The organism is Streptomyces cyslabdanicus (assembly GCF_052663305.1).
This window is the reverse complement of record NZ_JBQRUW010000022.1, coordinates 62,389-83,726: the sequence shown is the minus strand read 5'-3', so window position 1 is coordinate 83,726 and position 21,338 is coordinate 62,389. Positions and strand designations below refer to the sequence as shown.

Here is a 21,338-nt window from a genome sequence, read left to right as displayed (position 1 = left end):
CCTTACTTCCAGGTCACGGCAGCGTGGCCGCGTGCTCGGGGTCCAGCAGCGGAGCCAGCAGGTCACCGTGGTCCCGCAGCCGGGGCACCATGTCCGGCGCCTGGAACTCCAGCCGCCCCGGCGCCCGGCACTTCGCCACCTCGTCCCAGGTGACCGGCGCCGAGACCGAGGGCACCGGGCGTGCCCGCAGCGTGTAGGGCGCCGCGGTGGTCTTCCGCGCCGCGTTCTGACTCCAGTCGACGAACACCTTCCCCGGGCGCAGACTCCGCGTCATCCGGTGCAGCACCAGATCGGGCAGGGCGTGCTCCGCCTCCACGGCGAGCCCCTTCGCGTACTCGGACGCCCGCTCGCTCGAAGCCCCCCGCACCGCGGCCAGCAGATGCAGCCCCTTCGAACCGGACGTCTTCGCGTGCGCCTCGATCCCGTCCTCGGCCAGCCGCTCCCGCAGCCACAGCGCCACCCGGCAGCAGTCCACCACGCTCGCCGGCGCCCCCGGATCCAGGTCGAACACCAGCCGGTCGGCCTCCGAGGGCGCCTCGACCACCCACTGCGGGGTATGGAACTCGGTCACCAGATTGGCCGCCCACATCAGACTCGGCAGATCCTGCACCAGCACCATCCGCGCCGCCCCCGTCGACCTCGGCACCTCGGCCGTCGTCACCCACTCGGGGGTACCCGGCGGCACGTTCTTGGCGAAGAACACCTGCCCGTCCGGCCCGTCCGGGTAGCGCAGGAAGGACAGCGGCCGGTCCCGCAGATGGGGCAGCAGCGCGTCGGCGGTCATCGCGTAGTAGTGCAGCACCTCCCCCTTGGTGAACCCGGTCGCGGGATACAGCACCTTGTCCAGGTTGCTGAGCGCGAGCCGTCGCCCCTCCACCTCCGTGATCGGCGCCATACGATAAGAAAACCATGGAAAGTGCGTAAACCAGGGTAAAGAGATCACCTGGCTCAAGCAGATCGTACTGATCCGATCCGGAAGGGGCCGCACGTGCGATCCATTTGGAACGGCGCCATCTCGTTCGGCCTCGTCAGCATCCCGATCAAGCTCGTGAACGCGACCGAGAGCCACACCATCTCCTTCCGCCAGATCCACACGGAGGACGGCGGCCGCATCCGCTACCGCAAGGTGTGCGAACTGGAGGAGCGCGAGGTCACCCAGGCGGAGATCGGCAAGGCCTACGAGGACGCGGACGGCACGATCGTCCCGATCACGGACGAGGACCTGGCCCACCTGCCGCTGCCCACCGCGAAGACGATCGACATCGTGGCCTTCGTCCCGGCCGAGCGGATCGATCCGCTCCAGATGGAGAACGCGTACTACCTGGCCGCGAGCGGTGCCCCCGCCGCCAAGCCGTACACCCTGCTGCGCGAGGCCCTCAAGCGCAGCCGGAAGGTGGCGATCGCGAAGTTCGCCCTGCGCGGCCGCGAGCGCCTGGGCATGCTGCGCGTGGTGGACGACGTCATCGCCATGCACGGCCTGCTCTGGCCCGACGAGATCCGTGCCCCCCAGGGCGTGGCACCGGACGTCGACGTCACCGTCCGCGACCAGGAACTGGACCTCGCCGACGCCCTCATGGACACCCTGGGCGAGGTCGACCTCCAGGATCTCCACGACGAGTACCGCGAGGCGCTGGAGGAGGTCATCGCCGCCAAGGCCGCCGGCGAGGCACCCCCCGAGGCCCCGGAGCCCGCCCCCGGCGGCAAGGTCCTCGACCTGATGGCCGCCCTGGAGAAGAGCGTGCGCGCGGCCAAGCGGTCCAGGGGCGAGGAAGCGGCCGAGGAAGTGGGGGAGGGGGAGGCCGGGGAACCGGCGGAGGAGGCCGAGGTCAGGCACCTCCCGCGCGGCCGGCGGACCGGCGCCGCGGCCAAGAAGACCACCACCCGGAAGTCGGCCCCCGCGGCGAAGAAGACCGCGGCGAAGAAGACGACGGCCGCCGCGAAGAAGTCCACGTCCGGCACGTCCAAGACGGCGCGGTCGTCGCGGTCCACGAAGAAGACCGCGACGACCGCCAAGGGCACGGAGAAGAAGACCCCGGCGAAGAAGACGGCCTCCCGCAAACGCACCGCGTGAGGACCGGCCTCGCCCGGCTCCCGCTGTAGGGGCCGGTCAACCGTGGCGGGAACTGTCGGAGGAGTGACTTCGGGTCCCGCAGGGCGTGCCACAGTCCGACCGCGAGCACCCACACGACCAGCGAGAAGCACACCCAGAACACCAGCCTGGGTCCTGAGGCGAGTTCATAGGTGGTGCCGTCCTCCCAGGCGCAGTAGGCCCGGGGCGGGAACGCCTGGGTGAGCCCGGAGACGGCCCCGTGTCCGTATACCTCGTGCCGCAGCGGCTCCCTGGGGCAGGGCGCGGCGTCCGGGAACAGGGAATCGGCCGACTGCATGATGAACACCCAGGCGAAGGCAGCGATCCACGCGGACGTGAACGCGCCGGCTTTCGCGTACGCCGACAGGCGAGGATGGACGATTGCCCCGCGCACCGCGACCCAGGCGACCACAAGCCCCACGAAGACCACGAACAGCGTCATGCCGCGGCCCGCCGGTCATCGGTCAGATGGCGCGCGCCGACGGCGAGCAGTGCACCGGACAGCGCCAGGGACATGCTCGTCCAGTTCATCCAGCCGTAGTTGGGGTTGCTCGAATAGACCGTGCCGTCGTCGAGGAAGCAGTCGAAACCCAGCGGGAGGTAGGAGGGCTGATGGTGGGTGAGGTGCCGGCGGATCTCACTGTCGAAGCCGTCGCGGCAGGCCGGAGCGGGTACCGAGTCCGCGCCGTTGCCGAACTCGTGCTCGGACAGCGCGACGTCGAGGAGCCCCAGTGCGTAGATGGCCGCGGCCGCGAGGCCGACCGTCAACGCGGCACGGCGCATCAGGTGCGCCGGCCATGGCCGGGGCCGACCCGGCAGTGCCATCACGAGCGCCCTGACCAGCGCGATCAGCGCACCGACGGCACCGACGAGGAAGACGGCGACACCCCCGAGGGCGAGAACCGTGAGTATGCCCTCCACCTCCTTGCGGGAGGGGCGCCCCACGTGTCCGACGACGCGCGACACGCACCCGGCGACGTGTGTCGGAGCACCCCATCAGGCCCTGGACCACTCCAGCTGTGACGCGGGCCACTCCGCCCGTCACAACAGTGTCACAGCAGGGCCGCAACCGGCCTGCGAGATCGCCTGGTTGGGCAATCGCCCCATAGGCGGAGAGAGGTGACGTGACGGCAGACCCTAGGCGGCCTTCTGCGAGGCGGCGGCGTCGGGGCGCAGATCGTCGAGGGTGAGCGGGTGCGCCGGCGGATCGGGCAGGACGAGGTGCCGGGCGGTGTGCAGGTCGGAGCCGACGTGGAGCAGTTCGCCCGCCTCCAGCAGGTGCCAGCGGGGGTTGTCGTCCATGCGCTCGCTGGCGACGACGACGGCCGGATGCCCGGCCAGGGCCTCGGAGTGGACCCGCATCCGCCCGTGGCTGCCGCTGTGGTCGAGGTGCCGGGTGCCGTGCTGGCCGCCCGCCGCGCGCTGGAGGACGTACAGCTCGTGCGTGTCGGGATAACGCAGCGCCCACAGTTGGTCGGGCGTGACGAGGACCAGGTTGAGGGCGTACACGGGCAGGTGCCCGGCGATCCAGCGCGCCGCCTGCGCGATGCCGGCGGTGACGTCACCGCCGTGCTCGCGGGCCTCCCGGGTGACGAGGGCGAAGAACCGCTCCGAGTCGGTGTCGCCCCTGACCAGTGACCGGTCCTCGCCCAGGTGGTCGTCGAGCGCGTCGAGGCCCTCGATGACCCCGTTGTGCGCGAACAACCGCCCTTCCTGCTCGAAGGGGTGGGTGTTGCGGGCGTCCAGGCCGCCGGTCGAGGCGAACCGCACATGGGCGAGGAAGGTGGCGGACTCCACCTGCCGGGCGTCCTCGGCGAACGCACGGTCCCGGTAGGCGGCGATCGGTGCCTTGTCGACCCGTGGAGTGCCGTCCGCGTCGAAGTACCCCAGCCCGGTGCCGTCCGGATCGCGGTGACTCTGCCGGCTGAGGCTGTCGGGGGCGTCCAGCAGCCAGAAGGTGGCGCGGGTGCGCCGCGGCGCGCTGCTGAGTCCGAACAGACGGCACATCGGGTTCCTCCGCGGGGTGTCGGACGGCCCGGGCCCGGTCAAGGCGCCCGACCGGCGGCCGCTCCGGCCGACGACCTTCTCCGTGTGCCCCGTGTTCCCCGCCACCAGGCCCCGAACCGGGCCGTCCGCGAAGACCCGGACCAACACCGTCCGGCGAAGGAGCGGCGAGGGAGAGGCGCAGGAGCGGCGAGGGAGCGGCGGGAGACCGAGAGCCGGCGATCACCTCGGCGGCGGACCGTTCGGGCTCGTGCGGGTCGCCGAAGTGGTCCAGCCGGGCCGCGAGGGTCGTGAGGTACGGCGTGCCGTGTTCCTCGTCGTGTGCGCGCGGCGCGGCGAGCGGCCCGCCGAGCGGCCAGGTGCCGGTCCCGACGGCGGCCCTGGCGCACTCCACGACGACGGCGTCCCAGGCGTCCTCCATCAGCAGGATCCCCGTTCCCCGGGCGAGCGGGAGCCGGCCGGCGCCGACCAGCCGGTGGAACTCGACGGCTTGCGCCGTGGACCGCGGCAGCTCGTCGGGGGAGTGCGCGGGGCAGCCCGCGGCGGCGTACAGGACCGCGAGGCCGTCCGCCCTCGACATGGTCGTCAACGTGCTGTACGTCGTGCCGCGACTGCTCGTCCGCGGCGTGCTGTCGCTGCTGGACCATCTGACGCTGCGGGCCACCCAGCGTGCGGAGTACCTGGCCGATCGCGAGGCCGCCCGCGCCGCGTCCACCGAAGCGACCGTGGGGCTCATGGACAGGCTCCTGACCACGGACTCGGTCGCCGTCACCCTGCGACGCGAGGCCAACAACGCCGCCCTCACCGTACGAGTACGAGCGCCGGCGGCGCGTCGGCGCCCGGCGCGGACACAGCGTGGACGCGACCCACCCACCGACACACCTCAGGCGCACCAGCCTGCTCGCCGGCGCGCCCGTGCCCGCCGCCGTGGTGAGGGACGGCGACCGGGAGGACCGGATCGCCGCCGAACTCGCCGACGCGCGGGGCAAGGTGGCCCGGCGCATCGTCCGAGACGGCTTCGACGGCTAGCGCGGCGATACTGGACGGCTCACCCTCCGCGCACATGTGCTCCCCCTCCCTGCGCACGCCCGCCACCGGGAATACTTGAGGTCCGTGGTGGCGCGGACGCGGGTCCACAGGGGGAGGAGAGCACGCCATGGGCAGGTCGGATCAGAAGCGGGCCGGGGCGGGGGCCGGGCCGGTGGGGCCGGAGCAGATGATCGCGGAGGCGCGGAAGGCGTTGTTCACGATGTTCGGGTTCCTCGCGGTGGTCTGGCTGGTGCAACTGGCCAACTACACCGACGGCTACGCCCTCTCACGGCAGTTCGGAGTGATGTCGGGCGACCTCGGCACGCTGCCCGACATCCTCACCGCCCCCTTCCTGCACTGGAGTTGGGCGCACATCGAAAGCAACTCCGGCCCGCTGTTCATCTTCGGGTTCCTCGCCGCCTACCGGGGTGTGGTCCGCTTCCTCGGACTGAGCCTGCTCGTCGCGGTGACCAGCGGACTCACCGTCTGGTTCTTCGAACGAGGCGGCGTGGAGACCGTGGGAGCCAGCGGTCTGATCTTCGGCTACTTCGGCTACGTCGTGGTCCGCGGCCTCTTCGACCGGCATCTGATCGACACGCTGATCGGCATCGTCATGGCGGCCTCCTTCGCCTACATGCTCACCGTCGCCGTGCCCGGGACACCGGGAGTGAGCTGGCTCGGACACCTCGGCGGCCTGATCGGCGGCCTGGTCGGTGCCTGGCTCTTCCGGGAGCGGCGTCCACGGCCCACCGGAACCGGCCGCCCCGACGGCGGCACCGGGACGACCGGCCGCGGCGACCTGCCCGCACGAGCCGACAACCCGCGCGCCGACCTGCACAAGGAACTCGGCGACCTGGGCCTCCTCCAGCTCGCTCAGGGCGTCTTCACCAGGCTGCCGGCGATGGCGGCGAGCAGCGTGCCGGGACCAGCGACCTCGTGAGAGCGCGGAGTGACGACTGGTCGCGTTGCGTTCTCGTCCGCCCGCCCGCGCACCGGGTGATCCGGGTCCGGCTGTCCTCCGCGGACCGCCGCGGCTAGGGTCGAAATGACGGCACCGCGTGCCGGACATCGGCTTGGTGGGGCACGGAGGCGCCGACGACAGGTGCCGTAGGGAGGCACACCATGAACGTGGAGCTGAACCACACCATCGTCCATGCCCGGAACAAGCAGGAGTCCGCCGAGTTCCTCGCGGACATCCTGGGTCTGGAGGTCGGCGCGCCCTTCGGCCCGTTCGTTCCCGTCGCCACCGGCAACGGCGTCACCCTCGACTACATGGCCGACCCGGAGGGGCCGATCGCCTCCCAGCACTACGCCTTCCTCGTGTCCGACGAGGACTTCGACGCGGCGTTCGACCGGATCCAGCAGGCCCACGTGACGTACTACGCCGACCCGCACCTGGAACAGCCCGACCAGATCAACCACCGCGACGGCGGCCGCGGCCTGTACTTCCAGGACCCGGTGGGCCACGCGATGGAGCTCCTCACCCGCCCGTACGGCAGCGGCGAGGACACACCACAGGCCGGCTGAGGGAACGGCTGCCGCTGATCACCATCACCACGCTGCTCGCCGGCGGTTCACTCCGTGGCGGTGTGGGGCAGACCAGGCCCACTCACCTGCGGCGATGCTCCAGGAACCTTGCGCCGGCGGCCGCCCGGGCGGGACGCTCCCGGTGCTCCCACCGGCCGCCGCAGACGCGTGCGTGCGGCCGGCGCCGACCGGGGGCGGTGTTCCAGGCGGTGTTCCAGTAGGAGCGCCACGACGGACAGGCGCCGCCCCCGAAGCCGTCTACGGGCCTGTCAGGCGGCGAAACGGTCGGGATCAGCGGCCTTCCAGTCCGCCGCCCAGGACTCGGGCGGCTCGATCAGCAACTGGCCGGGGGTCAGCCAGTCGTAGAGCTCCGCGTAGGAGCGGACGGTGACCGGGTCCACGCGCCGGCGCAGCATGCTCGGGCGCAGTTCGGCGGGTTCGCTCACGCCCAGCGAGGCGATGATCTGCAGTGCGCTCTTCACCGTGCCGGACTGGAAGCGGTGGACCCGGGCCGACTTGTCGGCGACGTCCAACGCGCGTGCGCGGCGCGGGTCCTGTGTGGCGACGCCGGCGGGGCAGGCGTTGGTGTGGCAGCTCTGCGCCTGGATGCATCCGATCGCGAACATCATGGCGCGGGCCGCGTTGGTGAAGTCGGCGCCTTGCAGCATGCGCTTGACGACGTCGGCCCCGGTGGCGACCTTGCCGCTGGCGCCGATCTTGATCCGGTCCCGCAGGCCGGTGCCGACCAGGGCGTTGTGGACGGTGATCAGTCCCTCGGTGAGCGGACTTCCCAGGTGGTCGGCGAACTCCAGCGGGGCGGCTCCGGTGCCGCCCTCCGCGCCGTCGACGATGATGAAGTCCGGCGCGGTGCCTTCCTCGACCATGGCCTTGCACACCGCCAGGAACTCCCGCCGGGAGCCCACACACAGTTTGAAGCCGACCGGCTTGCCACCGGACAGCTCACGCATTTCGGCGATGAACCGGATCAGTTCCCGGGGTGTGTCGAAAACCTGGTGGTAAGGGGGAGAAATGACGGTCTGCCCCTCGGGAACCTCGCGTACCCGGGCTATCTCGGCGCTGACCTTCTCTCCGGGCAGCACCCCTCCGATACCGGGCTTGGCTCCCTGGGACAACTTCAGCGACACGCATTTCACGTTGTCACGGGCGGCCTTTTCGGCGAACCGCGCGCGATCGAAACCACCGTCCGCGGTGCGGCAGCCGAAGTATCCGGTGCCGATCTCCCACACCAGGTCACCACCGTGACGCAGGTGGTACTCCGACATACCGCCCTCGCCGGTGTCGTGAGCGAAACCTCCGAGGGCGGCCCCCCGGTTCAGCGCGAGGATGGCGTTGGCGGACAGTGAACCGAAGCTCATGGCCGAGACGTTGAGCAGGGCCATGTCGTAGGGCTGGGTGCAGTCCGGGCCGCCGATGCGGACCCGGGGCTGCTCCGTCGGCACCGGGCGCGGCCTCATCGACGACTCGAAGTACTCGTAGCCCTCGGCGTAGACGTTCCGCTCGGTGCCGAACGCGATCTCCGCCTCGGTCCCCTTGGCGCGCTGGTAGACAAGGCTGCGCACATCGCGGTCGTACGGGCGGCCATCGAAATTGCGCTCAATGAAATACTGCTGCAACTCCGGCCGGATCGACTCCAGCATGAAGCGGATGTGTCCCAGCACCGGGTAGTTACGCAGGACGGAGTGGCGTTTTTGGAGCAGGTCATAAGTGCCGAGTCCGGCTATCCCCGCGCACAACACGGCGGCCAGCCACCACCAGGGCGACACGGTCAACGCCGCGACGCCGGAGGATATGGCGAGAGCCCCGATGAATACGATCACTGCAATTCTGATCACGCGGAGGAACGTACATCCTCGCCCGTGCGCATCACAATGTTCCAAGGGTGAGACATCGGACGCATGATGCGCACGTCAGGACGGCGCCACCCGGCGTTCAGCCAGCGGCGGTCCGCGCGGCGGGCCCGAGGTCGCCCCTGAGTACGGTGCGGACGATCTGCGGGCGGTCCCACAGCGCCAGGATCTCGTTGGCCAGGTCCACGGTCGGCAGCACATCCTGCCGGCCGTGGACCGTGATGGCGGCGGCCGACAGGCTGCGCGGGACCGCCCCGGCGTCGAGCAGCACCCTCCATTCCTCCGGGCCGAGCTCCAAGAACTCGAGACCTCCGAGCCGGGCGATCTCCAGCGGATCGGCGAGCGTGCCGGGGTAGGCGCACAGCGTGCGCAGCCGCGGCAGTCCGACGACCGGGGCGAGGCTGACCGGTGGGTCGTCCCACACCCCGATGGACAGCACCTCCAGGCCGGGATGGGCGGCGGCCTCGACGCTCGCTGTGCCGCGGATGTTGACGTGCGCCACGACGGGCGGCTGCTCGCCGCGCCGACCCCGCGGTCTGCGGTGCAGCCGGTCGAGCACCAGGTCCGTGAGGGAGTCCGCGACGATCTCCGCGCCGATGTACCCCTCGTGGCCGATCAGGATGACCTGTCCGATGTGCCCGCGCGGTGCTGGCGTCAGGTCGACCGCGAGACGGTCGCCCCCGCCGTTGTCCCCGAACACGATCCAGCCCGGCGAGCCGACCAGGCCCTGCACGGCGGCATCGGGCTCGGTGACGACCGCCTCCATGGCACCGTGGCCCCAGGGGGAGGGACGGGACGCGGCGTCGGCGACGTAGAAGGAGTCCAGCGGGAAGAGCTCCCACCCGACCGCCCTGTCGATCCGCTCCGCGGCCTCGTAACCGGTCTCCGAGCCGTGCTCCCACTTCGGGTGGGCGACCTGGTAGAACGCCTTCAGCTCCTCGGGCAGTGCGACGCCGAGCCGTGCCTCCGTGGCGGCGATCTCCGCGTCGGTCGCGCCGACGGCGTCGGGCACCCGCTCGCGCAGCGTGCGGGCCAGCAGCGCCGGGTCCGCCGTCGGGGCCGGCACCGCGCCGGGCACCGCATCCGGCAGCCGGCGCCAGGGCTCGGGCACCGTGCCGTCGACCAGGATCAGCGCCCCCGGCTGCGCGGTGCCGATGCCGGACTCTACGGCGGGGCTCGGCCCCATCACACGGAGCGTCGCCTGCCCGGTCGGCGCGAACTTCACGGAAAAGGACACGTCGTCGACGCCGGCCGCCTCGAGTGCCTCGCGCACCCGCCCCACCGCGTCGAACTCCTCCTGGCGGTCGTCCAGCTGAGCGGCACTCCCGGACCTGGGCCGCGGCCGCTCCAGCGGCAGGCTCCAACTCCCGCGGCCTATGCGCCCTGTCGCGCGCGCGACGGCATCGGAGCGCTGACCGGTGCCGTGGTCCCGCAGCAGCCGCAACACCGGGGCCCAGGTGGCGAAGTCGTACAGCCCCGCACAAGTGAGTCTCTGATCAACCATGCGGTGACTCTAGGGACCGTCACTGACAATCTCTTTCGCCGCCAGGACGCTGTCTGCCGAGTGCGAACGGCTATGAGCAGCACTGCGTTAAGGGGGGGGCGATATTGCCGCTACCGGGATAAAAGGTTAGCCTGCCCTAAGCTATAGAGGTGATTCCGGGGTTGAGGATGTCGATGGTCTCAGTGCAGTTGGGTGGGCGTCAGAGCGGTCTGCCCATGCCGACGGATTCAGCGGAAGGCGCGCGACTGGCCGACCTCCGACCCGGGATGAGCGGCCAGGTGACCGACATCGACGAGTCGGTCGAGCCGAGCACCGCGCGACGACTGTTCGACCTGGGGTTCGCCCCCGGCGCGGAGGTCACCGTGCTGCGGAAGGCGCCGCTCGGCGACCCCGTCGTCTTCCAGGTCGTGGAGTACGAGGTGGCACTGCGCAAAGAGCAGGCCGCCGGCATCCGTGTACGGCGCACCGCATGAGCGCGCACTGCGGTCCGGTGGCCCAGACGGTCACCGGCGACATCCGCCTGGCTCTCGTCGGCAGCCCCAACTCGGGCAAGAGCACGCTCTTCAACGCCCTGACCGGCCTGCGGACCAAGACCGGCAACTACCCCGGAGTGACCGTCGCGCGCTATGAGGGGACGGCGCGCGTCGGCGAGCACGAGGTGGTCATCGAGGATCTCCCGGGCACCTACAGCCTCGACCCGATCAGCCCGGACGAGCAGGTCGTCGCCGACGTGCTCGACCCGGACAACCCGGACATCGGCACACCCGACGGGATTCTCGTCACGATCGACGCGACGACGGTGCGTCGTTCCCTCGGGCTGCTCGCCCAGGTCATGCAGACGGGCCTGCCGGTCTGCGTGGTACTCACCTTCCGGGACGAACTGGCCCGTCGCGGCGGCACCCTCGACGTCTCGGCCCTCAGCCGCGCTCTGGGCGTGCCGGTCGTCGGGGTGACGAGCGGGTCGCGCAACGACCTGGCGCGGTTGCGGTCCATGCTGCTCGACTGGGCCGCATGGGAGCGGCCGGTCGTCCCGCCGCCCACCGACCCCTCACAGAGGCGGGCCTGGGTGGAGTCGCTGCTGCAGAGCGCGGACTACCGGGTCCCGGAGGTCGACCACCGCACACGGCGGATCGACGCCGTACTGCTGCACCCGCTGTGGGGCACGCTCATCTTCTTCGCGACCATGTTCGCGTTCTTCCAGATCATCTTCACCGTCGCGACACCGCTGCAGGACGCGGTGCAGAGCCTCTTCGACCGGCTCGGCACGCTCGTCACCGAGTACGTTTCGAACCCGCTGCTCGCCGGCTTCCTCGGCAACGCCCTGATCGGCGGCCTGGGCAGCGTCTTGGTCTTCCTGCCGCAGATCGCCCTGCTGTTCCTCATGATCTCCCTGCTGGAGGGCAGCGGCTACCTCTCCCGCGCGGCCTTCCTGATGGACCGGATCATGGCCAAGGCCGGTCTTGAGGGCCGGGCGTTCGTCGCCCTGCTCTCCTCCCTCGCCTGCGCCATCCCGGGCATCATGGCCACCCGCTCCCTCCCGTCGGCCAAGGACCGCTTCGCGACCATGATGGGCGCGCCGCTGATGACCTGCTCGGCGCGCCTGACGGTCTACGTGCTGCTGACCGGCCTGCTGGTCAGTCCCGATGCCAGCGTCGGTCCCTTCGGCGCCCAGGGCGTCGTCATGTTCGCCCTGTACCTCGTCGGCGCGCTCTCGGCCATGGCGACGGCCTGGGTGTTCAAACGGTTCAGCAGCCGGGGCGGCCCGGTGCTGCCGTTCTACATGGAGATGCCGTCCTACCGGTTGCCGCGGCCCCGATCAGTGATCGAATCCATGTGGAGCGCCTGCAAGGGCTTCCTGCACAAGGTCGGCCGGATCATCCTGCTGGTCACCGTCGTGCTGTGGCTGCTGCTCACCCTGCCCATGCACAGCGATGCCCAACTGCGTTCCGCCGGCGTCGACCCGGGCGACCGGACCGCGGTCTCGGCCTACGAGGTCGACCACAGCTACGCCGCCGACATCGGTCACGCCATCGAACCCGTCTTCGAGCCCCTCGGCTTCGACTGGCGGATCAACGTCGGCGTGCTGGCATCGCTGTCCGCCCGCGAGGTGTTCGTCGCCACCCTCGGCCAGGTCGCCGCCGCCCAGAACCCCGACCAGCCGGCCGAAACCCTGGCGCACATGACGTACACCGACGGGCCGCACCAGGGAGAGAAGCTCTTCACCCCGGCCACGACGGCCGCCTTGCTGGTCTTCTTCCTCTACGCGCTCCAGTGCATGTCGACCATCGGAGTCATGCGCCGTGAGACCGGCTCGTGGAGATGGCCCGCGGTCGCCTTCGGCTACATGTTCGTGCTGGCCTGGACGATGGCCTTCCTGACGCACACCGTCGTAGGGCTGCTGGCATGAGCACCGTCCCGAACATCGTCCCCATGCACCCCGAGGCCACCGCCGACCCGCGGGCCGTCCGCTGGGTGATCCCCGCCGGCACGCTGCCGGTCCTCGGAGAGATCGCCGAGGCACCGGACGAGCTCGGGAGAATGCTCCACTCCGACGACGTCACCTCCATCGAGTCCATCGAGGTGGAGGCGCAGGCCGTGGTGGTCCGGCTCGCCGACGGCCGGAGCTGGTCCGGCGCGGGGGCGAGGGTGCGCGACGCGCTCGGCGCCGCGCTGCAGCACCCCCAGCGGTGGCGGCCGGCCGACGTGGTCACCGAGGACGACCGGCTGCGCGCCGCACTGCAGGACGTCCTGGACGGACCCGCCGGCGACTACATCCGCTCCCACGGCGGCGAAGTGACGATCGTGTCCGCCCACGACCGGCGGGCGGAGGTCCGGATGGCGGGCACCTGCACACACTGCCCGGCGGCCGGATTCACCCTCCACTCCCGCCTCGAGTCGGAACTGCGCGCCCGGTTCCCCGAACTGGTCGAGCTGCGGGCCACGCAGGAGCCCGGCAGGGCGGCACGGCGCACCTGGCTCACCCTGCGCCGCCGCAGCGCTTGACCGCCCTGACCGTCATGGACTCTCAGTAGTGCCACCGGTTTGAGCCGGACTGATAGCCACACGTGATGGCACGTCCGGCGGCGTCCGTGGTCGTCGCCCCGACGTCGGAATTCCGGCAGAACTGTCCGGCGTGGTAGCAGTTGCCGGCGTTGGACCGGATGCTGCACAGCTGCGTCTTGCTGGAGCTGCCGCCCGACGACGTACTGCCACCCGAGCCGGAGCCACCGGAGGAAGAGGACCCGGAGGAGGAAGAGGAACCGCCGGAGGAAGAGGAACCGCCGCTGCCGGACGTACTAGCGGACGTGGCGCGCGGGGGATACGAACATGACTCGTTGACTCCCACGATCTTGAACGCGAGCTTGGTGGCGGTGCTGTGGACACCGGCGGACGGCGTCTGCGAGCACACCTTCCAGTTGTAGGTGTGCACCACGGTGCGCCTCAGCTCGCTCGCGTCCGCGTAGGACACCGACTTGACGTGGTGCGCGCGAGCATCTGCCACGGCTTTCTGCAGATTCCAGCCGACGTAGCTGCTCACCGTCTCCTTGACGACGGGCCGCTTCGAAGGAGTCGCGGACGAAGACGTCGCGGACAGGGATGTCGAAGACGTGGCGGAGGGAGAAGCGTCGGAGGGCGAACTGGATATGGTCGCCGAAGTCGAAGGTATGGCTGATGTGTTCTCGACCTGATCCGTGCCAGAGCACGCCGATGCGCCGAGGGACAAGGCCACAAGCCCGACCACCAGGCCCCCGTAGGCCCGACGCCTCTTGCCTCCGCCGCTCTTCCCGTCCCGGGCACCGCTGGATTCCGACCGCTTCGGGCCAACCCGAAAAGACATGTACGCCCCCTGGCTCCTGTACTCAGCGTCTGCTGGCGATTCGTGTCCGCACATGTCGGCGTGGACGATTCCGTTCCCGACACGTGCGCCGCGCCCACGCGGCGCACACGGCAGACAGGGGGAGATTGTATGGAAAATGTGAGGGGTGTGTGTGCTGTATGTGTTGATCGGGGTCTGCCTGGCGCAGCGCCCACTGCCTCAGGTCACTACACCTGGCGGGCGGAGCCAGGAGTGCGCTGCGGAGCCAGGACCCAGGCGGCGAAGGCTTCGACGCCGTCCACGACCGCATCGAAACGCGGGGAGTGGAAAACGTCGAACGAGTGCTGCCCACCCGGCAGTTCGGCGTAGACCACGGCGCTGTCCGAGACGCGGCGCAGCTGACCGGCGAAGTTCCGGGCGGCCTCGACGGTCCCCCGTGCGTCCTTGGTGCCGTGGGCGATGAGGAACGGCGGCGCACCGGGGTGGATGTATCCCTGCGGCTGGGGCGGGGGCGGGGGCCCGTCCGGCGGGTCGCCGAAGTAGTGGCCGTAGTAACCGTAGAGGCAGATCGCGGCGGTGACGGAGGTGTCGGCGGACTCGAATCCGGGCTGGAACCCGGGGTCGTTCGGGGTGAGCGCGCACAGGCCTGCCATGTTGGAGCCGGCGGAACTGCCCGCAACGAACAGCCGCGAGGGATCGGCGCCATACTCGGCGCCGTGCTCGCGGACCCAGGCGATGACCTTCTTGGCGTCGATCTGGTGGCCGGGGAAAGTGGTCTGGGGCCGCAGCCGGTAGTTGGCGCTGATACACACCCATCCCTGGCCGGCGAGCCGGTAGAGCAGAGGCCGTGCCTCGCGGTTCTTCGCTCCGCCGGCGTAGCCGCCGCCGTGGAAGTAGACCAGGACCGGCCCGTTGTGCGGTGCGTCGCGGCGGCGGTAGACGTCGAGCAGATTCCGGCGCCCGGCGTCCCCGTAGCTGATGTTGGGGATCCGCTCCACGTCACGCCGCCAGAAGAAGCCCGGGAGCAGCAGGATGCGGGCCCAGGGCCGGTGGCGGCGCAGCGGTACGTGCACACGCTCCCGCCAGCCGGTCCCCAGCCCCTGCTCAAGGGCCCGCCCGACCGCTTGGTCCGTCCGCAGGCCCCGCCAGGCGGAGACAGCGAGCCCGGCGGCGGTGACGGCGGCCACGGTGGCCGTCGCCTTGGCGCCCGGTGACTCCAGATCGCCCTGGGCGGCGGCCAGTGCCGTGGAGGCCACCAGGGCGTAGATGCCCAGGAACGGCACCTCGTTGAGGATCAGCCCGAACCAGAAGCTCATGCTCGCCAGCGGTCGGGGCCGGCGCGGTGCGACAACGGCGAAGAAGGTGCACCAGGCGAGGAGTGCTGTCGTCGTCAGATATCCCATCGGCATGACCGTGACCTACTTCCGTCAACTCTGGGAAAACGTCATGAAGTTACTCGCCTTGGCCCTTGGCGGACGCCTCGGCCGACTCTGTGGTCTTCTGCTCGGCCGGGTCGCAGGTCTGCCCGCCTTCCGGGGCGGCGGCCCTCTCCCGTGATCTCACCCAGGCGGTGAAGGCCTCGATGGCGTCGACGACGGCTTCGAAGCGAACCGAGTGGTACAGGTCGAAGGCGTGGTTCCCGCCGCGCAGTTCGGCGTGGACAACCGCGTTGGAGGAGGTACGGCGGAGCCGCTCGGCGGCCTGCCGGACGTCGGCCACGGGTACGAGCGGATCCAGGTCGCCGTGCACGAGGAGGAACGGCGGGGCGTTGGGTGTGATGCGGGCCAGCGGCGAGGACTTCGGATCGTCGCTGATGGGGCCGTAGTAGGTGCCCAGGCAGATGGCGCCGGTCACCGAGGTGTCGGCGTCCTCGAAGCCCGGCTGGAAGGCGGGGTCGTTCTGGGTGAGCGCGGCCAGGCGGCGTTGTGCCCGCCCGCCGAACTGCCCGCGACGAACAGCGTCGCCGGATCGGCCCCGTACTCGTGGGCGTGCTCCCGCACCCAGGCGATGATCTTCTTCAGGTCGATCAGGTGGTCGGGGTGCTGGGCCGTGGGCTGCAACCGGTAGTTGGCGCTGACGGTCACCCAGCCCCGGCCGGCCAGGTGGTGGAGCAACGGCAGCGACTGGGTGTTCTTGCGGCCCTGGCGGTAGTGGCCGCCGTGCAGGTGGATCAGGACGGGCGCGCCGCGCGGGCGCGAGCGGTGATGGTAGAGGTCGAGCAGGTTGCGGCGACCCGCGTCGCCGTAGGCGAGGTTGGCCACGCGCCGGACATCCCAGCGGCGCCGGAAGATGGGCAGGAACAGGATGCGGACCAGCGGGAGGCGGCGCCGCAGCCCTTCGGCGAGGTCGGCGTCGATGGCGGCACGCCACCCGGCACCCAGCCCGTCGGCCATGGCGCGCTCGATCTGGTCCCGCTCCCCGAGCGCGCGATGGGCGATGACCGCGAGCCCGGGCGTGATCAGAGCGGCCAGGGCGACAACCGCCCAGGCGCCCGGCGAATGGATGTCACCTTCGCCGAACGCCAGCGCGGTCGGGAGCAGCACCAGCCACCAGAAGGCCGCGAACGGCATTTCGTTCGCGGCGAGGCCGAAGAAGTAGCTCACGTGGCCGAGTGGGCGCGACCACGGCACCGGCGCCAGCGCGAACAGCGTGCCGATCGCGGCCAACGCCACACTGACCAGATAACCGACGGGCACGGAACCTCCAAAGATCGACATTGCGCATGCCCGTCGCGACGGCGAACCGCGGGCAGGCCGGATCCAAGGTCTCTGAGGGGCGACCGTAGCCAGCGGCGCTATATGCTGTCCAAGACCAGTTTTTCCATGTAGTCATAACGGTAGAGGCATAACGTCAGAGGCATTATGGATCTGCTGTCGCTGCGCTACTTCCAAGTCGTGGCACGCCATGAGCACATCAGCAGGGCGGCGGACGAGCTTCGCGTCGCCCAGCCCTCGATCAGCCGGACCATCGCGCGGCTGGAGGCCGACGTGGGCGTGCAGCTGTTCGACCGGCAGGGCAGGCGGATCCGCCTCAACCGGTTCGGCGCCGCGTTCCTGCGCCGGGTGGACAAGGCCCTGGCCGAGCTGGACGACGCCACGCGCGAACTCTCCGACGCCGCCGGGCTCGCCCGTGGCAGCGTCTCGCTCGCCTCGGAGACGCTGCTCACGGTCACCGAACCGGTCAAGAGCTTCATCGCTGAGCATCCGGATGTCGCCGTTCGTCTCTTCCAGGCGACCCCGACGGTCATGGCCAGGCGACTGAGCGAGGGTCAGGTCGACTTCTGCCTGGCTTCCGAGGTGCTCGAGGGGCCGGGGCTGGGCCATGACGAGCTGGTCCGCGAGGAAGTCGGGCTCGCCGTGCCGCTCGGGCACCGGCTCGCCGGCCGGCGGGAGGTGGCCATGGCCGACCTCGCGGGCGAACCCGTGGTCACCACCCGGCCGGGGATCTGGCAGCGCACGCTGGCCGAGCGGCTGTTCTCCGAGGCCGGCTTGGAACTGGTGGTCGCCTGCGAGATCGACGAGGCCACCACGGCCATCGAGATGGTCAGCGCCGGGCTCGGCGTGGGGTTCGGGCCCGCCTGGTATCTCCGCTCCCCGCTGGCGACGTCGCGGGCACCGTTCTCGCCCGTACGACTGGCGGCTCCCGGCGCCGAGCGGGTCCTGCGGCTGTACTGGCGGGAGGGGGCCTACGTGTCCGAGGCGGCCCGCCGCTTCCGCGACCACCTGACCGCGGCGCTGACGGCGACTTGATCCAGGGGGAGAGGCGCCGCTCCGACTGTGCCGGGGCCGCTCTGACTGCGCCGGGGGTGTGCGATCACTGAGGGACAGTGAGAAAGAGCGGGAGTCGGTGAGAGCGACTCCCGCTCTTTCCGGGTCGTCCTGTGCGCGCCAGGCATGACCGCACAGTCCTGAATCGGACAACAGTGACAAGTAGCACATCAGTGAGAAGTCGCACAGGGTCAAGTGCTTGCTCTGCGAATGACCTCAAGGTGGGATTGCGGCAACCGTCGAGTGGGGGTCTCACCTTGCAAGGGGATTAATCATGCGCGGAGTTCGCGTGCGGCGCCGTATTGCGGTCACAGTGGCCGGGGTCACAGTCCTCGCCAATACCGCACTGATATCGCCTATTTTGTCCGATTCTGCGATGGCCGCACCCGTGCAATCCGCACAAGGAGTCAAGGACGTGCCGGCGGCAGCCGGGCAGCAACCGGAGAGCACGGGCCGCAGCTTGCTGACCACCGAGCAGTGCCAGGCGAAGTGGCAGATCTCCTGTTACACCCCGACCCAGTACCAAAAGGCGTACAACCTGAACTCGCTGTACCGGGCGGGAGTCACCGGCAAGGGCCGCACGATCGTGATCGTGGATTCCTTCGGCTCGCCGACCATCCAGCACGACCTGGATGTCTACAGCGCCCGGTTCGGCATGAAGAGCACCCACGTCGACGTGGTCAAGTGGGGTGACGTCCCGCCCTTCGACCCCTCCAACGGCGACCACAACTTCTGGGCCGACGAGAGCACCCTCGACGTGGAGATGGCGCATGCCGTCGCCCCGGACGCGCACATCGTCCTGGTGGAGACCGGCGTCAACCAGAGCGGGGACGGCACCACCGGCCTGCGAGAGATGATGGACGCCGAGAAGTCGCTCATCGACCGCGGTGTGGGCGATGTGATCAGCCAGAGTTTCGGCGCGACGGAGAACACCTTCCCCGGCTACCGCAGCGGTGACTTCTCCAGCATTCAGAACCTGCGGTACGCCTTCAAGGACGCGGCCAGGCACGGTGTGACCGTCCTCGCGGCCTCCGGCGACGACGGAGCCACCAGCCCCACCCCGAACGGCGATGCCGACTACCCGTACAGGGCCAACTCCTGGCCGTCCTCCGACCCGTTGGTCGTCTCGGTCGGCGGCACCCAACTGCACTTGGACGCCAAGGGCGACCGCATCGCGCCGGACAGCGTCTACAACGACCGTGGAGCAAGCGGCGGCGGCAAGTCCCATGTCTTCGCCCGTCCCTCGTACCAGAACGGGGTCAAGCAGGTGGTCGGCGACCGCCGCGGCACCCCCGACGTCTCGATGTCCGCCGCGATGAACGGCGGCGCATGGGTGTACTCCAGCTTCGACCCGAAGCGGGTCGGCTGGGACGTCTACACCGGCACCAGCGAGGCCAGCCCGCTCTTCGCGGGCATCGTGGCCCTGGCCGACCAGGCCGCCGGGCACCGGCTGGGTGACATCCACCAGGCGCTGTACTCGCTGTTCGCGCAGTCCTCGCGGAACCCGTCCACCGGGATCGTCGACGCGAAGGACGGCACGAACAACAGTTACGCGGGAGTCCCCGGCTACACCGCGGTGAAGGGCTACGACATGGCGACCGGCGTCGGCACGATCGACGCGGCCCGCTTCGTCCGGGCCCTCGCCAAGGAGGGCTGAAAGCACTCCCGCCCCCGAGGCGCGGGCGCCTGCCACAGACCGCCGGGTGCCCCGCGCCGGCCGCTCTGTGGATCTTCGACGGACTGACGTGACCCAAATTCGCATGAGGCGATGGCGGTGGCCGAACGCCGGGATGCCGATCGCTGACCCGGCCCGTCGGGCTGGCAACTCCCCTGGTTGTGTCGATGTCGGCGCATCTGACCAAGACCCGAAAGGGCTGATGGTGTGGCGTGCCCGTCCAAGTTTCCGACAAGGATCACGCTGGCATAGGAAGCGAGCTAACATCTAAGTAAGATTCAATCTACGTAATATCGAAACTGTGTTTGGTTGGGGAGGCTGCCTGTGGAATTCAAGGGGAGGGTGGCTGACCTGGATCTGCTGACTCGACAGCTGGGCCTGGTGATCGAGGGCGCGGGCGCCACCCGAGGGCGGGCCGTGACCATGACCGGGCGGCGCCGGGTGGGGAAGTCTCGTCTGGTTCAGGAGTTCTGTGACCGGTCCGGGGTTCCGTACGTGGTCTTCCAGGCGACCCGGGGCCGCAATGCCATGGCCGAGCGGGCGGACTTCACCGGGGTGCTCGCCCAGTCCGCCCTACCGGGGGCGGAGCTGGTGGCCGGGCTGCAGGCCGCGGACTGGAATCAGGCGCTTCGCTCACTGGCCGTCGCGGTTCCGGACGACGCCCCGAGCATCGCGGTGATCGACGAGGTGCCGTGGCTGGTGGAACAGGACGCGGAGTTCGAGGGGGCTCTGCAGACCGTCTGGGACCGTCACCTGTCCACCAAGCCGGTCCTGCTCATCCTGGTCGGCAGCGACATGTCGGTGATGGAGGCGCTGCAGTCCTACGGCCGCCCGTTCTTCGGGCGGGCGGCGAAGATGACCGTCCAGCCGCTGCACCTCGGCGATGTGCAGGCCATGACCCAGCTGGATGCGGTGGACGCGGTGGACGCGCTGCTGATCACGGGAGGCTTTCCGGAAATCGTTCAGTCGTGGCGGCCGGGCGTGGGCCGGGTGGACTTCCTGCGCGAGGCCGTGGCGAATCCGCTGTCTCCGCTGCTGGTGGCGGGCGAGCTGTCGCTGCTGGGGGAGTTTCCCGAGGCGTCGCACTCGCGGGCGGTGCTGGAGGCGGTGGGCAGCGGCGAGCGGACCTTCTCCACCATCGCTGCACAGGCTGGGGGAACAGGCGCCCTGCCATCGGGCACGCTGTCCCCGCTGCTGAACACCCTGCAGGCCAAGCGGGTTCTGGCGGCCGACCTGCCGCTGTCCGCGAAGGCCGACACCAAGAACAAGCGCTACCGCGTCGCGGATCCGTATCTCCGGTTCTGGCTGGCCTTCCTGCAGCGGGGGATCCCGCTCATCGAGCGCGGCCGGGGCGATCTGGCCCTGGAGCGCATCGAGCGGTCCTGGACCGCCTGGCGGGGGCGTGCGGTCGAGCCGCTCATCCGGGAGTCGCTGCTGCGGCTGCTGCCCGACGAGCGGTGGCCGGAGACGGAGGCGGTCGGCGGTTGGTGGAACAGGCAGAACAACCCCGAGATCGACCTGGTGGGCACCGATCGTGAACCCGTGGCGGGCGCGGTGCACTTCGTCGGGTCCATCAAGTGGCTGGAGTCCCAGCCGTTCGGCCGGCGTGAATACGACACCCTGGCTCGGGACGTGCTCGCGGTACCCGGCGCCGGGCCGGACACGCCGCTGGTCGCGGTGTCCCGCAGCGGTGTGGTCGGCAGCCTGCCGCTTGCGGCCCACTGGGGACCTGAAGATCTGGTCCGCGCCTGGCAGTAGCGGAGACACGGTGAGGCATGGGTACGTGGTTGGTCGTGCGCACGGCGCTGACCTGCACCTGCGGGGCGATCACGAGCGGTGCTGGGTCGGTCTGGAGCTCAGCCGCGCGGTGGTTTCGGGACGGAAGCCTGCAGACAGGGGAGTCGCGTTGTTACCGGAGGCCGTGGTGGTCGAGGCGGTGGATGAGGCCGGGGCGGTGCTGGCCGGTGCCGGTCGATCTGGAGAAACTCTCCGGTCTGCTCGAAGGCAATCCGGCCCGGGGCAGTGGCCGCAGGCCGGGGGCCTGACGGAGCTGGTGGG

20 protein-coding genes are annotated in these 21,338 nt (G+C 70.2%); 11 read left to right on the top strand and 9 right to left on the bottom strand.

Annotation, left to right across the window (positions count from 1 at the left end; all coding sequences use genetic code 11):
* Positions 1–13: 13 nt before the first annotated feature.
* Positions 14–895 (bottom strand): non-homologous end-joining DNA ligase, encoded by an 882-nt coding sequence (gene ligD / locus ACTYVM_RS14385; protein WP_445526333.1) that lies wholly within the window; start codon positions 893–895, stop codon positions 14–16.
* 93 nt (positions 896–988) lie between these two features.
* Between ligD and ku the strand changes: the two genes are divergently transcribed.
* Complete coding sequence (ku, locus tag ACTYVM_RS14380; RefSeq protein ID WP_445526332.1) at positions 989–2,071, top strand: non-homologous end joining protein Ku; 1,083 nt, start codon at positions 989–991, stop codon at positions 2,069–2,071.
* 456 nt (positions 2,072–2,527) lie between these two features.
* On the opposite strand, the gene ACTYVM_RS14375 is transcribed toward ku, so the two are convergent.
* The gene (locus tag ACTYVM_RS14375; RefSeq protein ID WP_445526331.1) at positions 2,528–3,010 is read right to left on the bottom strand and encodes a hypothetical protein; all 483 of its coding nucleotides are present in this window, start codon (positions 3,008–3,010) and stop codon (positions 2,528–2,530) included.
* A 216-nt stretch (positions 3,011–3,226) separates the two neighbouring features.
* Positions 3,227–4,096 carry a class II glutamine amidotransferase gene (locus ACTYVM_RS14370; RefSeq protein ID WP_445526330.1) on the bottom strand — a complete coding sequence of 290 codons (870 nt, stop codon included), beginning with the start codon at positions 4,094–4,096 and terminating at the stop codon, positions 3,227–3,229.
* 852 nt (positions 4,097–4,948) lie between these two features.
* On the opposite strand from ACTYVM_RS14370, the gene ACTYVM_RS14365 reads away from it, so the two are divergent.
* The 3 genes from ACTYVM_RS14365 (at position 4,949) to ACTYVM_RS14355 (ending at position 6,649) form a co-directional block, all read left to right on the top strand.
* Positions 4,949–5,122, top strand: a complete 174-nt coding sequence (locus tag ACTYVM_RS14365; RefSeq protein WP_445526329.1) for a hypothetical protein — start codon at positions 4,949–4,951, stop codon at positions 5,120–5,122.
* Between the two features lie 127 nt (positions 5,123–5,249).
* The gene (locus tag ACTYVM_RS14360; RefSeq protein ID WP_445526328.1) at positions 5,250–6,062 is read left to right on the top strand and encodes a rhomboid family intramembrane serine protease; all 813 of its coding nucleotides are present in this window, start codon (positions 5,250–5,252) and stop codon (positions 6,060–6,062) included.
* 182 nt (positions 6,063–6,244) lie between these two features.
* Positions 6,245–6,649, top strand: coding sequence for a VOC family protein (locus ACTYVM_RS14355; protein WP_445526327.1), 405 nt, complete (start codon positions 6,245–6,247; stop codon positions 6,647–6,649).
* Between the two features lie 269 nt (positions 6,650–6,918).
* On the opposite strand, the gene ACTYVM_RS14350 is transcribed toward ACTYVM_RS14355, so the two are convergent.
* Both ACTYVM_RS14350 and ACTYVM_RS14345 read right to left on the bottom strand, forming a co-directional pair.
* A complete protein-coding gene (locus ACTYVM_RS14350) occupies positions 6,919–8,502 on the bottom strand; it encodes an FMN-binding glutamate synthase family protein (RefSeq protein ID WP_445526326.1) in 1,584 nt (527 codons plus the stop codon).
* A 97-nt stretch (positions 8,503–8,599) separates the two neighbouring features.
* The gene (locus ACTYVM_RS14345) at positions 8,600–10,021 is read right to left on the bottom strand and encodes an SMI1/KNR4 family protein (RefSeq protein WP_445526325.1); all 1,422 of its coding nucleotides are present in this window, start codon (positions 10,019–10,021) and stop codon (positions 8,600–8,602) included.
* A 167-nt stretch (positions 10,022–10,188) separates the two neighbouring features.
* Between ACTYVM_RS14345 and ACTYVM_RS14340 the strand changes: the two genes are divergently transcribed.
* From ACTYVM_RS14340 to ACTYVM_RS14330, 3 genes are read left to right on the top strand one after another with little or no spacing between them, the layout of a single operon-like run.
* Positions 10,189–10,494, top strand: coding sequence for a FeoA family protein (locus ACTYVM_RS14340; RefSeq protein WP_445526324.1), 306 nt, complete (start codon positions 10,189–10,191; stop codon positions 10,492–10,494).
* Positions 10,491–12,428 (top strand): ferrous iron transporter B, encoded by a 1,938-nt coding sequence (gene feoB, locus ACTYVM_RS14335; protein WP_445526323.1) that lies wholly within the window; start codon positions 10,491–10,493, stop codon positions 12,426–12,428. The genes ACTYVM_RS14340 and feoB overlap by 4 nt, the downstream gene beginning before the upstream one ends.
* A complete protein-coding gene (locus ACTYVM_RS14330; RefSeq protein WP_445526322.1) occupies positions 12,425–13,024 on the top strand; it encodes a NifU family protein in 600 nt (199 codons plus the stop codon). Before feoB ends, ACTYVM_RS14330 begins: the two co-directional genes overlap by 4 nt.
* A gap of 22 nt (positions 13,025–13,046) precedes the next feature.
* Here ACTYVM_RS14330 and ACTYVM_RS14325 read toward each other — a convergent pair whose 3' ends face one another.
* Positions 13,047–13,559 (bottom strand): hypothetical protein, encoded by a 513-nt coding sequence (locus ACTYVM_RS14325; RefSeq protein ID WP_445526321.1) that lies wholly within the window; start codon positions 13,557–13,559, stop codon positions 13,047–13,049.
* Between the two features lie 7 nt (positions 13,560–13,566).
* On the opposite strand from ACTYVM_RS14325, the gene ACTYVM_RS14320 reads away from it, so the two are divergent.
* The gene (locus ACTYVM_RS14320) at positions 13,567–13,710 is read left to right on the top strand and encodes a hypothetical protein (RefSeq protein WP_445526320.1); all 144 of its coding nucleotides are present in this window, start codon (positions 13,567–13,569) and stop codon (positions 13,708–13,710) included.
* A gap of 355 nt (positions 13,711–14,065) precedes the next feature.
* Here the strand turns inward: ACTYVM_RS14320 and ACTYVM_RS14315 are convergent, their stop codons facing one another.
* Genes ACTYVM_RS14315 through ACTYVM_RS14305 form a run of 3 tightly spaced genes read right to left on the bottom strand, consistent with a single transcriptional unit; the run spans position 14,066 to position 16,534 of the window.
* Entirely contained in the window at positions 14,066–15,241 is a 1,176-nt protein-coding gene (locus ACTYVM_RS14315) for an alpha/beta hydrolase (RefSeq protein ID WP_445526319.1), read from the bottom strand.
* Between the two features lie 49 nt (positions 15,242–15,290).
* Positions 15,291–15,692, bottom strand: coding sequence for an alpha/beta hydrolase (locus ACTYVM_RS14310; RefSeq protein ID WP_445526318.1), 402 nt, complete (start codon positions 15,690–15,692; stop codon positions 15,291–15,293).
* Positions 15,689–16,534 (bottom strand): alpha/beta hydrolase, encoded by an 846-nt coding sequence (locus tag ACTYVM_RS14305; RefSeq protein WP_445526317.1) that lies wholly within the window; start codon positions 16,532–16,534, stop codon positions 15,689–15,691. Before ACTYVM_RS14305 ends, ACTYVM_RS14310 begins: the two co-directional genes overlap by 4 nt.
* A gap of 165 nt (positions 16,535–16,699) precedes the next feature.
* Between ACTYVM_RS14305 and ACTYVM_RS14300 the strand changes: the two genes are divergently transcribed.
* The 3 genes from ACTYVM_RS14300 (at position 16,700) to ACTYVM_RS14290 (ending at position 21,038) form a co-directional block, all read left to right on the top strand.
* Positions 16,700–17,587 carry a LysR family transcriptional regulator gene (locus ACTYVM_RS14300; protein WP_445526316.1) on the top strand — a complete coding sequence of 296 codons (888 nt, stop codon included), beginning with the start codon at positions 16,700–16,702 and terminating at the stop codon, positions 17,585–17,587.
* A 433-nt stretch (positions 17,588–18,020) separates the two neighbouring features.
* Positions 18,021–19,262, top strand: a complete 1,242-nt coding sequence (locus ACTYVM_RS14295; protein ID WP_445526315.1) for a S53 family peptidase — start codon at positions 18,021–18,023, stop codon at positions 19,260–19,262.
* 342 nt (positions 19,263–19,604) lie between these two features.
* Positions 19,605–21,038: an ATP-binding protein gene (locus tag ACTYVM_RS14290; RefSeq protein WP_445526314.1), complete on the top strand. Its 1,434-nt coding sequence runs from the start codon at positions 19,605–19,607 to the stop codon at positions 21,036–21,038.
* The last annotated feature ends 300 nt before the right edge of the window (positions 21,039–21,338 follow it).